Origin of the sequence: Myxococcus dinghuensis (assembly GCF_024198235.1) — a bacterium.
Taxonomy (GTDB): domain Bacteria; phylum Myxococcota; class Myxococcia; order Myxococcales; family Myxococcaceae; genus Myxococcus; species Myxococcus dinghuensis.
Map to the genome: position 1 here is coordinate 60,192 of NZ_JAKCFB010000028.1, position 12,286 is coordinate 72,477.

At 73.0% G+C, this 12,286-nt stretch carries 10 protein-coding genes; 6 read left to right on the forward strand and 4 right to left on the reverse strand.

Annotated features, from left to right (window positions below):
• Positions 1–146 precede the first annotated feature (146 nt).
• A complete protein-coding gene (locus LZ198_RS29460; protein ID WP_253975426.1) occupies positions 147–5,165 on the forward strand; it encodes a tetratricopeptide repeat protein in 5,019 nt (1,672 codons plus the stop codon).
• Between the two features lie 19 nt (positions 5,166–5,184).
• On the opposite strand, the gene LZ198_RS29465 is transcribed toward LZ198_RS29460, so the two are convergent.
• The 3 genes from LZ198_RS29465 to LZ198_RS29475 all read right to left on the reverse strand — a co-directional run bounded on the left by LZ198_RS29465 (position 5,185) and on the right by LZ198_RS29475 (position 6,864).
• Positions 5,185–5,610, reverse strand: a complete 426-nt coding sequence (locus LZ198_RS29465; RefSeq protein WP_253975427.1) for a DUF4326 domain-containing protein — start codon at positions 5,608–5,610, stop codon at positions 5,185–5,187.
• A 25-nt stretch (positions 5,611–5,635) separates the two neighbouring features.
• Positions 5,636–5,911 carry a putative periplasmic lipoprotein gene (locus LZ198_RS29470; protein WP_253975428.1) on the reverse strand — a complete coding sequence of 92 codons (276 nt, stop codon included), beginning with the start codon at positions 5,909–5,911 and terminating at the stop codon, positions 5,636–5,638.
• Positions 5,912–6,111: 200 nt separating this feature from the next.
• The gene (locus LZ198_RS29475; RefSeq protein WP_253975429.1) at positions 6,112–6,864 is read right to left on the reverse strand and encodes an SAM-dependent methyltransferase; all 753 of its coding nucleotides are present in this window, start codon (positions 6,862–6,864) and stop codon (positions 6,112–6,114) included.
• Between the two features lie 133 nt (positions 6,865–6,997).
• On the opposite strand from LZ198_RS29475, the gene LZ198_RS29480 reads away from it, so the two are divergent.
• Together LZ198_RS29480 and LZ198_RS29485 are read left to right on the forward strand one after the other, a co-directional pair.
• Positions 6,998–7,312 carry a hypothetical protein gene (locus LZ198_RS29480; protein ID WP_253975430.1) on the forward strand — a complete coding sequence of 105 codons (315 nt, stop codon included), beginning with the start codon at positions 6,998–7,000 and terminating at the stop codon, positions 7,310–7,312.
• A gap of 456 nt (positions 7,313–7,768) precedes the next feature.
• Positions 7,769–8,110: an MmcQ/YjbR family DNA-binding protein gene (locus LZ198_RS29485; RefSeq protein ID WP_253975431.1), complete on the forward strand. Its 342-nt coding sequence runs from the start codon at positions 7,769–7,771 to the stop codon at positions 8,108–8,110.
• Positions 8,111–8,141: 31 nt separating this feature from the next.
• Here LZ198_RS29485 and LZ198_RS29490 read toward each other — a convergent pair whose 3' ends face one another.
• A complete protein-coding gene (locus LZ198_RS29490) occupies positions 8,142–8,705 on the reverse strand; it encodes a DJ-1/PfpI family protein (protein ID WP_253975432.1) in 564 nt (187 codons plus the stop codon).
• Positions 8,706–8,795: 90 nt separating this feature from the next.
• Here LZ198_RS29490 and LZ198_RS29495 point away from each other — a divergent pair, with 90 nt between their 5' ends.
• From LZ198_RS29495 to LZ198_RS29505, 3 genes are all read left to right on the forward strand, one after another.
• Positions 8,796–9,518 (forward strand): FadR/GntR family transcriptional regulator, encoded by a 723-nt coding sequence (locus tag LZ198_RS29495; protein WP_253975433.1) that lies wholly within the window; start codon positions 8,796–8,798, stop codon positions 9,516–9,518.
• Positions 9,519–10,002: 484 nt separating this feature from the next.
• Complete coding sequence (locus LZ198_RS29500) at positions 10,003–11,379, forward strand: FAD-binding oxidoreductase (protein WP_253975434.1); 1,377 nt, start codon at positions 10,003–10,005, stop codon at positions 11,377–11,379.
• Between the two features lie 147 nt (positions 11,380–11,526).
• Positions 11,527–12,213: an outer membrane beta-barrel protein gene (locus tag LZ198_RS29505; protein ID WP_253975435.1), complete on the forward strand. Its 687-nt coding sequence runs from the start codon at positions 11,527–11,529 to the stop codon at positions 12,211–12,213.
• Positions 12,214–12,286: the final 73 nt, after the last annotated feature.

Here is a 12,286-nt window from a genome sequence, read left to right on the forward strand (position 1 = left end):
ACCCCGTCGTCGAAGGGCGGGACACACCGTGTCGACACGTCGGTCCGCCGACGTCGACACGTCGGATCCAGGCGCGGGGTGGGTGGAGGCGGGGACCCCGGCGTGTCACTGTCAGGGGGCATCTCGCGTGGCGTCCGCCTTGAGCCATGCGCCTCCAGGTTCCGGCCGCTGACTCCTCCTCCGTGCTCCTCCCGCTCGCGCCCTCCCCGACCGCTTCTTCGCCGACCCCCGAACTGCTCGACGCGGTGCGAGACCTCTACGAGCGGGGGCTGTACCTCCAGGCGTTCCAGCGGACGCAGGGGGGCGTGCCCATGGCGCGGTGGACGGGGACGCGGGCGCGGGTCCTCGCGGGGCGGCTCCTGCACCACCTGGGCGCGGTGCGCGCGTCGCGGCTGCAGTGGACCCTCGCCTGGCGCGAGGCTCCTCGGGATCCGGAGGTCCGGTACTACTTCGCGTCGCTGATGCTCAAGCGCCGCGGGCCGCTGCCGACGCTGGCGTTCCTCGACGGCCCGGTGGACCTGGAGACGGCGTCCGTGGAGCTGCGCGCGGACCTGCTGCTCTGCCGGGCCGAGTGCCTCATCGCCCTGCGCGACTTCGAGGACGCGGGGCGGTGGGTGAGGGAGGCGCTGGCGCTCGCGCCCCGTCATCCCTGGTGCCACGTCATGCACTCCCACCTGTTGGAGGAGCAGGACCGGCGCGAGGAGGCGCTGGAGGCCTGTCGGCGGGCCCTGGCGCTGCGGCCGTGGTACCGCCCGGCGGTGCAGACGCTGGCGGACCTGCTGACGGAGCTGGGCCGCGACGAGGAGGCGCTGGCGTTCCTGCGGGAGGCGTCGGCGACGCTGGAGGTGTCCTCGGTGTCGGGGCGGCTCGCGCTGATGCTGGGTGAGCGGGGGCTGCACGACGAGGCCTGGGCGCAGTGGGAGCGGGCGCTCGTGCTGGCCCCGATGCTGGACGCGAAGACCTTCGGGATGCTGGCCGCGATGCGCTCCGACACGGCGTACCTCCGGGGCGACGTGGCGCTGGCCCTGGACCTGGCGTGGGTGAGCGGCTCTCCCTTCCACGCGAACGTGGCCCGTCGGCTGGAGGCCCGTCCGGAGGGCCGCCGCGTCCTGCTGCCCGTGCGCTTCGTGCGCCAGCACCACAAGACGTGCGCGCCCGCGACGCTCGTCTCCGTGGCGGCGCTGTGGAACGTGCCCGTGGCGCACCTGCAGGTGGCGGAGGCCATCTGCTACGACGGCACCCCGGCCTACCAGGAGCGCCACTGGGCGGCGACGACGGGCTGGCACGTGCGCGAGTTCCGCGTCACCTGGGAGAGCGCCCGCGCCCTGCTGGACGCCGGCATCGCGTTCACCCTCACCACGCGCGCCCCGGGCAGCGCGCACCTCCAGGCCGTGGTGGGCTACGACGAGCGGCGCGGGACGCTGCTCGTGAGGGACCCCTCCACGCCGCACCTGGTGGAGTTCGACACCGACGCGTCGCTCGTGCACTTCGCGTCCTGTGGGCCGCGCGGCATGGCCATGGTGCCCCTGGCGGAGGCGGCGCGGCTGGACGCCATCGAGCTGCCGGAGGCCGCGCTCTACGACGACGTGCACCGGATGGACGCGGCGCTCGTGGACAACGAGCGCGCGGAGGCGCTGGCCATCGTCGAGTCCATGGCGCGCGTCGCGCCGGACCACCGGCTGGTGTGGGAGTCCCGCCGCGCGGTGGCCGCGTACGACGACAGCTCGCCGGACGCGCTGGCCGCCCTCGAGGGCCTGCGCGCGGCCCATCCCGACGACCTCAACTACCTGCTCGCGTGGCTGGGCCACCTGGGGGAGCTGGGGCGGGGCGAGGAGCGCCTGTCGGTGCTGCGCGAGCGCGCGCGGGGGCCCCGGACACATCCGCTCATCTGGCACTCGCTCGCGGCGGACCTGTTGTCGGACGCGCGTCACGAGGCGGAGGCCGAGTGGCTGCTGCTGCGCACCCTGCGCGTCCACTCCACCTTCGCGCCCGCGTACCGCTCCCTGGCCAACCTGCGCTGGACGCAGCAGCGCCGCGCGGAGGCGCTCGGGCTCTACCGCGCCGCGGCCTGCCTGGAGGACACGAACGAGGGCCACGCCTGGAGCTACTTCCTCGCGGCCCAGTCGCAGGGGGACACGGCGCGGGCGCTGGCCTTCCTGACGGACCGCTTCCAGCGGCTGGGGGCGCTCAACGCGGGGCCCGCCCAGACGCTGTGCCGCGCGCGAGAGGAGCTGGACCAGACGGCGGAGGCGTTCGCCGTGCTGGAGCGCGCCCGCGCGCTGAGACCCGAGGATGGGGAGCTGACCCTCTTCACGGCGCAGCTCCACGCGCGCTTCGGTCAGGCGGAGGAGGCGAAGCGGCTCCTGGAGTCGTCCCGCCACGTCCGGGAAGGGGCCTGGCTCCGCGCGTCGGCCATGCTGGCCTCGTCGCGAGGGGAGCTCGAGGCGGCGCTGATCGAATGGGAGTTGCTGCTCATCCTGGAGCCGCTGGCGCAGGACGCGCACGCCGAGCGGGTGCGCCTGCTCACCGCGCTGAAGGGCGTGCCGGCGGCGCGCGCGCGGCTGGAGACGGCCTGCGCGCGCTTTCCGCACCACCACGGCCTCTTGCGCCTGCGCGTCCAGTGGGCGCGGGAGTACGACGCGGGGACGCTCCCGGCCGCGGTGGCGGCGATGCTGGCCGTCCACCCGGACGACCCCTGGGCGCTGCGCGAGCACTCCCGGCTGCTGGTGGGCGAGGGGCGCCGGGAGGAGGCGCTGGCGGTGCTGGACCGCGTGGCGCTGCTGGAGCCGCGCAGCGCGTCGCTCTCCTTCGCGCGGGGCCGGGTGCTCGAAGCGGAGGGCCGGGGCGACGAGGCCGCGGCGGCCTATCGCCAGTCGCTGACGCTGCTGCCCTCGCCCCCGGCGACGGCGGCGCTGCTGGAGCTGGCGACCACGGCCGCCGAGCGCAGGGCGTCGCTCGACTTCGTGCGGGAGACGCTGGCGCACGCGCCCGTCATCGACGAGACGGTGCTCGTGGTGGAGGAGTACGGCCGCCAGGTCTATTCGCCGGAGGAGCTGGGGGCGTGGCTCGAGGCGCTGCTGACGCGCAGGCCCGAGTCGAAGGACGTGTGGGTGGCGCGGCTGCGTCACCTGCCGAGGGAGGGCCGCAAGGACGAGGCCCTGGCGTTGGCGGAGCGGGCCACCGCGCACTTCCCGCTGCTGGGGCAGCTGTGGCTGGAGCGGGCGTTGGTGCACCGGGCGCGCAAGGAGGCCGCCGGGGAGCGCGCGGCGCTGGAGCGGGCGTGTCGGCTGTCGCCCGGGTGGGCGCGGCCGACGTGCGAGCTGTCGGAGCTGCTGGAGCGCCAGGGCGAGAAGGACGAGGCGCGCGCGGTGCTGGAGCGGCTGCGGCGGGAGAACCCGCTGGACGGCACGGTGCTGGGCTTCCTGGCGGAGCTGATGTGGCGCTCCGACGCGCCGGACGAGGCGCTCGCGTACCTCACCCAGGCGCTGCGCCTGGACGTGGCCTATGGCTGGGGCTGGGAGCGGATGGTGGAGTGGTCGGAGGAGGCGGGGCGGCTCCCGGAGGCCGTGGCGCTGGCGCGCGAGCTGACGGCGCGCCCCGACAACCCCGTCGCGGCGCGGTGGAAGCTGGCGGAGCTGCTGGAGTTGCAGGAGGGCGAGGACTCGCTGGCGGAGCGGTTGTCGCTGCTGGACTCCGTCCTGGAGTCGGCGCCGCGCATGGCGGACGCGCATGACTCGCGGGCCCGGATGTTGTGTGCGGCGGGGCGTCACGAGGAGGCGCTGGCGGCGTGCTCGCCGGCCATCTACGGCGGCAACCCACCGCCGTCGCTGCGAGGCCGCGCGGCCTGGGTGCTGGCCCAGCGCGGCGACCTGCGCGCCGCCATCCGCGACATGACGACGGTGGTCGAGCTGTCCCCGGATTATCTCTGGGGCTGGTCGCAGCTGGCGGAGTGGGGCGAGTCCCTCCAGGACGCGGCGGTGAACCTCCGGGCGCTGGAGGCGCTGGTGGCGCAGCGTCCGGAGTCCCCGTCGCTGCGCGAGCGGATGGGAGACGCGCGGGCGCGGGCGGGCGACGTGGAGGGCGCGCTGGCCGCCTGGGCGCTCGCGCGGGAGCTGGCGCCCCGGCGTGGCATCCCGTCGCTGAAGGCCTTCGACCTGCTGTTGAAGCACCGCCGGCTGGACGAGGCGGCCACCGAGCTGGAGCGCGCGAAGGGGCTCTGCGACGAGGCCCTGTTCGAGGCGCGCCACCTGCAACTGGCCGCCGCGCGCGGAGATGCCCGGGCCGCGGGCGTGCACCTGAAGCGGATGGTGTTCACGCTCGATGACGACAACGGGTGGCCGCTCTCCGTCGCGAAGCAGGTGGTGAAGGAGCGGGGGTGGACGTCCGCGCTGGACTCGGCGGTGGAGCTGGCGGTCCACGAGCGCGAGGGCGAGCTGCCCCAGTCCCTGGCCCGGCACTGGGGGACGCGTCAGGCGGAGCGGCCGTTGGCGTGGCGGGTGTGGGGCCGCCTGCGGGGGTTGCTCGATTCGCGCGCCAGCGCGGTGGAGGCGGTGGGCGCGTACGTGGAGCGGCTGGGTGAGCTCCACCGCGTCTTCCTGATGCCGCTGTTCCTCTGGATGCACGGCGGCCTGCTGCGGCGCCACGTCCGCCTCTGGGGCGCCATGGGCTACGCGCTGATGCAGATGGGGTGGATGGGCTGGGCGTGGCGCTGGATGAGCGACTGGCGGGAGTACCCGGTGCGCGAGCTGCGCCCGTGGATGCTGCTCAACGTCACGGTGCTGGGCTACCTGCTGGGCAACACGCAGGAGGCCGAGGACGCCGTGGAGCGCGGGCTGGGCCTGCCGGAGGACCACGCCCGGCCGAGCCTGCGCGTGTGGGGTGCCTTCCTGCTGGCGCTGGGCGGCTCCCAGCGGGCGCTGGACGAGGCGCTGGAGGGGCTGGAGGCTCCGCCCGACGAGCCGCTGTTGAAGCTGCTGAAGGGCCTGGCGGAGGCGATGCGCGCCGCGCGGGTGTCGGGCGCGCAGGAGGCGCGGGCGGCGCTGCGCCGGGCGGAGGCGGCGGGAGGTGACCTGCGCTCGAACGGGCTGGCCCAGCGGGCCTACCGGGACGCGGTGGCGCGGATCCGCGAGCGGGTGGGCCGCGACGCCTGGTCCCGGTCGGGGTGAGGCGCGACGTGGCGCCCGGCTATGCGGCGTGCGCGTCCACCCAGGTGGCCAGCACGTCCGCGTGGCAGGGGCCCGGCTTGCACCAGCAGCCCAGGCGCTTGCCGCGCAGGGACAGCACGGCGTCGCGCCAGGTCGGGTCGTGGCGCGCGCGCAGCTCCAGGTACCAGCGGTAGGACTCGAAGGCGTCCACGTCCGGCCCCATGCGGCGCAGGGCCTCGTCGCGGACGCGCTGCTGCTCGGGCTCGGGGAGCGCGGTGAGCCAGGGGGCGAAGTAGGCCTTCAGCATGGCGCCGGGGGTGCCCACGCCCCCGGGCTTGAACGGGTTGCCGAAGCGACCGGGCACGGGGTTGGTGGGGCTCGGCTTCGCCCACGCGCGGAAGGCGCGGCCCACGTACACGTCACAGCCTTCGTGGACATGGACCGCCGTCGTGCGCGTCCCGGTCATCGGCGTGCTTCCCGTGGGACCGGACCTACTTCTTGCGCTTCTTGCCGGAGGCGGGGACGACGGCCGGCTGCTGCGCGGCCTCCTCGGCGGCGGCCTTCAGCTCGTCGCGCTCCTTCGTCATGGAGGCCAGCTCGAGCTCGAGCCCGGTGACCTTCTCCTTCAGGGCCTCGTTCTCCGACTGCAGCTTCTTGGTGTCCGAGCGCGCGATGTTCGCCTCCGCCTTGGCGCGGGTCAGCTCACGCGAGTTGCCACAGCCGACCAGGGACACCGCAAGCACTGCCGCCGCCATCCAAGCCTTCATCTGAAACCGCTCCTGTGTGTGCCCGGGCCCGGGGGGGCCAGGCGCTGGAATCTTCCGGCGACGCGCCGAGCCCCTTCCTCCGAGGCCACGCGCGCGACCGGCATGCGCCGTCGAGCGTAGGCATGGAGCCGCCGTGAGCGGAAGCCACCGCGGAGTCGGATGTGCTCGTGCCCCGGGCAGGTGTGATTGCTTCTCAAATCTCAAACCTTGGTATCGGGGTGGGGCTGGTGCTCGTGGAGCCACACGTGTTCGAGGCCCCAGGTGAAGAGGACGTGGTGGCGCGAGAGGACGACGAAGCTCTCCAACTGGATGGGGCGGGTGACGGTGAGCACGCGGGTGCCGGGGGGACAGGCGCGCAGGCGGGTGACGAGGCGCGCGCGGGTCTCGGGGGAGAGGGCGGTCCAGTTGAGGAAGACGTGGGTCGCGTCCGGGAGAACGACGCAATTTGCGTCCCCCGCGACGAGCCGGGCGCCGGTCTTCGCCAGGGGCTTCGCGGCGAGCGCGACGTGGAAGTCGAGCAGCTCGATACCGGTGGCCTCGGCGCCCAGCCAGCGCGCGGCGAGCAGGGTGCGTCCGCGTCCGGCGCCCAGGTCCAGCAGCTTGCCGCCGGGGCCGAGTCCGGCCTTGCGGAAGAGCCAGAGGGCGGTGTGCACGGGCGTTTCGCCATACATCAGCTCGTTGAAGCGTTGGCCGCTGGCCTGGAGGAGGCGGATCAGCTCGAAGGAGCGCCTCAGGCGATAGGGGGAGACGAGCACCTCGCGCAGCCACAGGCCCAGGTAGGGGCCGAGCAGGCGGGGGCGGAGGGCGAGCACGGCGAGGTCGCCCAGGCGTGTCACGAACTCGATGACGAGGATGCTCAGCCGGATGACGACGAGGCGGGGGAGGGAGACGGCGTAGTCGTCATCCTCGTCGCGGGGCGTCCTCGCGGGTGGGGTGGGGGCGTCCTCGGCCATGGAGTGTGGGTGGGAGGATAGCAGTGGGGTGCGCAACCCCGCGACAACACGGGCCCGCAACTTCCGGGCGGGGCCCGGGTTCATGTCTCCAGACGCGATGACCGGCGGTGGCCGGCGCGAACCGGAGGCGGACATGAAGAAGAACATCCTGGCGGTGGCGATGATGGGGTTCGGGCTGATGACGGCGATGCCGGCGAGCGCGGCGGAGGCGGATCGGCGGCAGGTGAGCCAGCAGGCGCGCATCGTCGACGGCGTGAAGAGCGGGGAACTCACGGGCCGCGAGGCGCTGCGGCTGGAGCGCAAGCACCGCGAAATCCAGCGGGACATCCGTCAGGCGCGCCGCGACGACGGCCACCTGGACGCGCAGGAGCGGGCGCAGATCAACCGCGAGCAGAACCAGCTCAGCCGGCGCATCGCCCGGCAGAAGCACGACGGCCAGACGCGCTGAGCGCGGGGGCGCGCTAGCATGCGCGGCGTTCCCGCGAAGGGGGGCGCTGTCATGCGTGGAAGTCTCGTGGGCCTGGCGTCGGATGCGATGCGCGTCACGCTCGGGTGGGCGACGGGGGGGTGAATGAGTCCGCGTGAGACGAAGCGGTCGGGCGTGAAGCGAGGCGGTGGTGCAGGAGCGCGGCCTCGCGGCCAGGGTGGCAAGGTGGCTCGTACGGGTGCCACGGGCGTGAAGCGAGGCGGTCTCGCCGCGAGCGCAAAGCGGGGCGAGAGCGGTGAGGCGCCTCGAACCGGCGCCACGCGCCTGAATCGGAACGTGAGCCCCGGTGCGGCGCATGTCGCTACGAGACGCGGAAAGCGTTCCGCGGAGAGCGGGGGCGGCGCGAACAGGCAGGGCTCCGCGCCTTCCCACTCCGGCGCGGCGGGTGGCTCCTCGCGAGGCCTCACCTTCGAGGACGTGAGGGCGCTCGCGCTCGCGTTGCCGGGGATGGAGGAGGGGTCCTCCTACGGGACGCCGTCCTTCCGCGTGCGCAAGAAGTTCATCGCGCGGCTGAAGGAGGACGGCGAGACGCTCGTGGTGAAGGTGGACCCGGAGGCGCGCGAGGTGCTCACGCGCGCGGAGCCGGAGACCTTCTTCATCACGGACCACTACGCCGGCTATCCGGAGTACCTGCTCGTCCGGCTGGCGAAGGTGGAGCGGAGCGTGCTCGCGCGGCTGCTGGAGGAGGGCTGGCGGGGCGCGGCCTCCGGCCAGCAGCTCGCGGCTCACGCGGGGAAGACGCCGAGCGCTCGGAAGTGAGCGCCTCGGCGTCGCGGTGACGTCGCGCCGCTCAGGTCGCGGGGGCCTTGGCGCGGAGGATCTTCATGAACTCGCGCATCCAGGCCGGATGGTCGGGCCAGGCGCGGGCGGAGACCATCTGCCCGTCGACGACGGCGGCCGAGTCGATGAACTCCGCGCCGGAGCCTTGGACGTCGAGCTTCAGGGCGGGGTAGGCGGCGCTCTTGCGGCCCTTGAGGACCCCCGCGGCGGTGAGCAGCAGCGGGCCGTGGCAGATGTGGGCCACGGGTTGGTTCTTCTCGAAGAAGTGCCGGACGATGCGCTGACAGTCGGCGTCGTTGCGGATGTACTCGGGGGCGCGGCCGCCGGGGATGACGAGCGCGACGTAGTCGGAGGGCTTCACCTGGGAGAAGGCGAGGTCCGCCTGCCACGTGTAGCCGGGCTTCTCGGTGTAGGTGTCGAAGCCGTCGACGAAGTCGTGCACCACGAACTGGAGCTTCTTCTTCGACGGCGCGGCGATGTGGACCTCGTAGCCCTCCTCGAGGAGTCGCTGGTACGGGTACATCACCTCCAGGGATTCGGCCGCATCGCCCGCTAGAATCAGGATTTTCGCCATGGTCGGTTGCCTCCCAATCGGGTCTCCATCGACAGCCCGGCTATCGTCATCCCTGGTCTGACCATCAGTCAATCAGGTAGTCTGTGAGGCATGGTTTCAGCGCGACCCTTCCAGGCGGTGGTTCGTAACCCCTTGTATCTCCAGGTGGCGGAGCGGATCCGCGAGGCCATCCTGAGTGGTGGGTTGGCGGTGGGGGACGCGTTGCCGCCGGAGCGGGAGCTGGCGGAGCAGTTCGGGGTGAGCCGGGCCTCCATCCGGGAGGCGCTGCGGGCGTTGCAGGCGCAGGGGCTGGTGGAGGGGAAGGGAAAGGGGCTGGTGGCCCGGGCGGCGAGCGGGCTGCTGAGCGAGGCGCTGACGCACGTGGTGCGGCTGCGGCTGGCGTCGTTGGAGGACCTGGTGGAGCTGCGGTGCGTGGTGGAGGCGGCGGCGTTGGAGCGGGCGGCGCGGCGCGGGGCTCCGGGGCGGCTGGACGCGGCGAGGCAGGCGCTGGAGGCGATGTGCCGGCCGGACGTGACGGTGGAGGCGTTCCACGAGGCGGACGTGCGCTTCCACATCGAGCTGGTGGCGGCGTCGGGCAACCGGGCGATGCACCTGGTGATGCTGGCGATGCGCGACGCGATGTCGAGGCACCTGTTGGAGGCGCTGCGTGCGGCGGGGCCTGGCGTGATGCGCCGGCTCGCGGAGGAGCACGTGGCGCTGCTGGACGCGGTGGAGCGAGGCGACGCGGAGGGTGTGTCGCAGCGGTTGCGCGAGCACATCCAGGGTTTCTACGAGGGGTCGGTGGTGGCTCCGGCCGCGGCGGTGGGGCGGTGAGCGACGGGCACGAAGCGGCGGAGGGTGTGCCGCGTGCCGGTGCGGTGTCGGAGTCGCCGGCCGACACCCTGCGAGCCGACGCGGAAGAGGCGCGCCCGGTGCATCGCGATGCTCCGGTGTCGGAGTCGCGGGTGGAGGGGCCATGCGCTGACGCGGCTGCGCTGAGCATGGCGCAGCCAGTGAGGATGACTCCGGAGCCCCGCGTGGATGTCCCTCACGTGGACGTGGACGCCTCGAGCGTGGCGCAGCGAGCGCTGGCCTCCTCCGCGGACTGGGCGTCACGGGGAGAGGCAGCGCATGCCGGTGGGAGGGTTTCGGAGGCTCGGGCGGATGGCCCGCTCACGGGAGCCACTTCGTACCGGAGCCGGACGGTGGGGCGGGCACCCGTGCGGCGCGAGGCGGTAGCGGGTGGACGGCGGATGAGCAGGCCCGCGGTCGTGGTCGCTGGGGAAGACGTCCGAGGCCCGTGGGGGAGGGAGCCGCGATGAGCACGACGGAAGCGCTGTTGCGGGAGCTGGCGGCGGTGTTGCCGGAAGGTGCGCTCGTCACGGACGGGGATGTGCTGGAGGCGCACCGGAGGGACCAGGCGGAGTGGGCGCCGTCCGGGCGGCCCTCGGCGCTGGTGCGCGCGACGTCGACGGAGGACGTGCGCGCGGTGCTGCGCGTCGCGTCCGCGCGACGGGTCCCGGTGGTGGCGCGAGGGGCGGGGTCGGGGTTGTCGGGTGGGGCGAACGCGCTGGACGGCTGCATCGTGTTGTCGCTGATGCGGATGAACCGGGTGTTGGAGGTGGATGCGCGGGGGATGTTGGCGGTGGTGCAGCCCGGGGTGTTGAACGCGGAGTTGAAGGCGGCGGCGGCGGAGCAGGGGCTCTGGTACGCGCCGGACCCGGCGAGCTGGGAGTTCTCGAGCCTGGGAGGCAACCTGGCGACGAACGCGGGCGGGTTGTGCTGCGTGAAGTACGGCGTCACGGGGGACGCGGTGTTGGGGTTGGAGGTGGTGCTGGCGGACGGGGCGGTGGTGCGGACGGGCGGGCGCACGGTGAAGAACGTGGCGGGCTACGACCTGACGCGGCTGTTCGTGGGGTCGGAAGGCACGTTGGGCGTCATCACCGAGGCGACGCTGAAGCTGCGTCCCCGGCCGCCGAAGGCGACGACGCTGGTGGCGACGTTTCCGACGCTGACGGGGGCGGGGGCGGCGGTGACGTCCATCATGGCGCGCACGCGGCCGTCGATGTTGGAGCTGATGGATCGGGCGACGTGCCGAGCGGTGGAGGCCTACAAGCCGCTGGGGTTGGACGTGGAGGCGGCGGCGTTCCTGTTGGCGCGCTCGGACGCGGGGGGCGAGCAGGGCGTGGCGGAGATCGAAGCGATGGCGGCGGCGTGCGAGGCGGCGGGCGCGACGTTCGTCACGCACACGGGGGACGAGGCGGAGGGGGAGCTGCTGCTGACGGCGCGACGGTTGGCGTATCCGGCGCTGGAGAAGCAGGGGGCGACGTTGTTGGACGACGTGGGGGTGCCGCTGTCACGCATCCCGGAGTTGCTGGAGGCGGTGGAGCGCATCGCCGCGGAGCGGGGCGTGCTGGTGGGCACGTTCGGTCACGCGGGTGATGGGAACATGCACCCCACGGTGGTCTTCGACCGGAGCGACGCGGCGGCGCGTGAGAAGGCCCAGGCGGCCTTCGACGACATCCTGCGCGCGGCGCTGGCGTTGGGCGGGACGATTACGGGCGAGCACGGCGTGGGCGCGTTGAAGCAGCCCTTCATGGCGAGTCAGCTCGGTGAAGAAGGGATGCGGCTGCACCGGAGCATCAAGAGCGCGCTGGACCCGCTCGGCATCCTGAATCCGGGCAAGGTGCTCTGAGGCGGCCTCGGGCGATCTCGCTTCCAAGGCCTCACCCGTATCTCTTTGGCCGGTGTTCACCTGACCATTGAGGTCTTGTGCATGGCTGTGTCATCGGCTGAAATGCGAATGCCTGGTCGGGGGCGCTTCACATTGCGGCGGCAATCCATGCCCGAACTCCTCCTGAATCCCCGGCGTCTCCAGTCCTTCCGTTTCCTGCTCCCGCTGCTCGCGCTCCTGGCGTTGCCAGCCTCCGCGCAGGAGACCTCGCCCCCTGACGCTTCACCCGAGGCCACGGGCTTCGCCGTGGGTGCCCGGCTCTCGTACGGCCATCCTCGCGGCGACGCTCGCATGGACATCCCGATGGCGGGTCGCATCGACGGTGTCATCGCGCCCCAGCTGGACCTCTCCTATTTCTTCACGCCCAACCTCGCGGTGGAGCTCCAGGGACAGTACGGCGTGGGTCGGTATTCGTCCCTCTGCACGGACGAGGACTGCCGGGGTGGAGTGCTGAGGTTGGGGGTGGGCTTCGGCTACCACTTCCCCACAGCGACGTTCTGGTCTCCCTGGGTGGGCGCGGGCGTCGGCTACGAGCGGTTGAGGACGACGTCCGAGGGCCATGTCGGGAAGTCCGTCGTGACCGAGTCCGGCCTCGAACTCCTGAACCTCCAGGCGGGCATCGACCTCGTGCTCGCCGACAGGGTGAGGGTCGGCCCCTGTTTCTCGGGGGCCGTGGGGATGTACTTCTGGTCTGCGTTGCGACTGAACGGCCAGGACATCTTCTCTGGGAGCGTCGAAGAGACGACCTTGCACTTCTGGCTCCAGCCAGGCGTGCGCCTCCAGGTCCGACTGTAGGCCCACGCGCCACGACGTGGAGTGCCGAGGACGGGGGGCATGGACCGCGAGGGTCGGCCGAGCGGATCCACCT

Coding starts and splice junctions, on each gene's coding strand:
- LZ198_RS29460 (WP_253975426.1), top strand. CDS start 147: ATGCGCCTCCAGGTTCCGGCCGCTGACTCCTCCTCCGTGCTCCTCCCG.
- LZ198_RS29465 (WP_253975427.1), bottom strand. CDS start 5,610: ATGACCGGGACGCGCACGACGGCGGTCCATGTCCACGAAGGCTGTGAC.
- LZ198_RS29470 (WP_253975428.1), bottom strand. CDS start 5,911: ATGAAGGCTTGGATGGCGGCGGCAGTGCTTGCGGTGTCCCTGGTCGGC.
- LZ198_RS29475 (WP_253975429.1), bottom strand. CDS start 6,864: ATGGCCGAGGACGCCCCCACCCCACCCGCGAGGACGCCCCGCGACGAG.
- LZ198_RS29480 (WP_253975430.1), top strand. CDS start 6,998: ATGAAGAAGAACATCCTGGCGGTGGCGATGATGGGGTTCGGGCTGATG.
- LZ198_RS29490 (WP_253975432.1), bottom strand. CDS start 8,705: ATGGCGAAAATCCTGATTCTAGCGGGCGATGCGGCCGAATCCCTGGAG.
- LZ198_RS29495 (WP_253975433.1), top strand. CDS start 8,796: ATGGTTTCAGCGCGACCCTTCCAGGCGGTGGTTCGTAACCCCTTGTAT.
- LZ198_RS29500 (WP_253975434.1), top strand. CDS start 10,003: ATGAGCACGACGGAAGCGCTGTTGCGGGAGCTGGCGGCGGTGTTGCCG.
- LZ198_RS29505 (WP_253975435.1), top strand. CDS start 11,527: ATGCCCGAACTCCTCCTGAATCCCCGGCGTCTCCAGTCCTTCCGTTTC.